General features: G+C 62.2%; 1 protein-coding gene. It reads left to right on the forward strand.

Translation table 11 applies throughout. The features are described 5' to 3' along the window. On the forward strand, positions 1 to 1,509 hold a 1,509-nt coding region (gene ilvA, locus PQQ52_RS34575; RefSeq protein ID WP_408221514.1), incomplete at both ends, for a threonine ammonia-lyase, biosynthetic.

The following is a 1,509-nucleotide window of genomic DNA, read 5'->3' on the forward strand; positions in this document are numbered from 1 at the left end:
CCACGACTACCTGAAGAAAATCCTGACCGCGCGCGTCTACGACGTGGCTCGCGAGACCGAACTCGAACGCGCGCCGAATCTGTCGGCACGGCTACGCAATCCGGTTTATCTGAAGCGCGAGGACAACCAGCCGGTGTTCTCGTTCAAGGTGCGCGGCGCGTACAACAAGATGGCGCATATTCCAGCGGATGCGCTGGAGCGGGGAGTGATTACCGCGTCGGCGGGCAATCACGCGCAGGGCGTAGCGCTATCGGCGGCACGCATGGGCGTGAAGGCGATTATCGTGGTGCCGGTGACGACCCCGCAGTTGAAGGTCGATGCGGTGCGCGCGCATGGCGGCGCGACGGTCGAAGTCGTGCAGTTCGGCGAATCGTATAGCGACGCGTACGGACATGCGGTAAAGCTGCAGGAAGAGCGCGGCCTGACCTTCGTCCATCCGTTCGACGATCCATACGTGATCGCCGGCCAGGGCACGGTCGCGATGGAGATTCTCAGCCAGCACCAGGGGCCGATCCACGCGATCTTCGTGCCGATCGGCGGGGGTGGCCTGGCCGCTGGCGTTGCCGCGTATGTGAAATCGGTGCGCCCGGAGATCAAGGTGATCGGCGTGCAGACCGATGATTCGTGCGCGATGGCCGCGTCGCTGAAAGCAGGCGAACGGGTCACCTTGAACGAAGTGGGCCTGTTCTCGGACGGCACCGCGGTCAAGCTGGTCGGCGAAGAAACCTTCCGGCTATGCCGCGAATATCTCGACGACGTGCTGATCGTGAACACTGATGCGCTGTGCGCCGCGATCAAGGACGTGTTCCAGGACACCCGCAGCGTGCTGGAACCGGCCGGCGCACTGGCCGTCGCAGGCGCCAAACAGTATGCCGAGCGTGAAGGCATCGAGAACCAGACGCTGATCGCGATCACGTCCGGCGCGAACATGAATTTCGACCGCATGCGCTTCGTGGCGGAGCGCGCCGAAGTCGGTGAAGCACGTGAAGCCGTGTTTGCCGTGACGATCCCTGAAGAGCGCGGCAGTTTCCGCCGATTCTGCGAACTGGTCGGCACGCGCAGCGTCACCGAGTTCAACTACCGGATTGCGGACGCCAATTCAGCGCATATCTTCGTCGGCGTGCAGATCAGGAATCGCAGCGAATCGGCGCAGATCGCGAATGCATTCGAGGCGCACGGTTTTGCCACCGTCGATCTGACCTTCGATGAACTGTCGAAGCAGCACATCCGCTACATGGTAGGCGGGCGCTCGCCTTTGGCTCATGACGAACGTCTGTTCCGCTTCGAGTTTCCGGAGCGCCCGGGTGCGCTGATGAAGTTTTTGTCGTCGATGGCGCCGAACTGGAATATCAGCCTGTTCCACTACCGCAACCAGGGCGCGGACTACAGTTCGATTCTGGTCGGCATTCAGGTGCCGGAGAGCGAGAACAGCGGGTTCGAAAGTTTTCTCACGACGCTGGGTTATCCGCACTGGGAAGAGACGCAGAACCCCGTGTACCGCCTGTTCCT

It is taken from the genome of Paraburkholderia sediminicola (assembly GCF_046030555.1).
GTDB lineage: Bacteria > Pseudomonadota > Gammaproteobacteria > Burkholderiales > Burkholderiaceae > Paraburkholderia > Paraburkholderia sediminicola_E.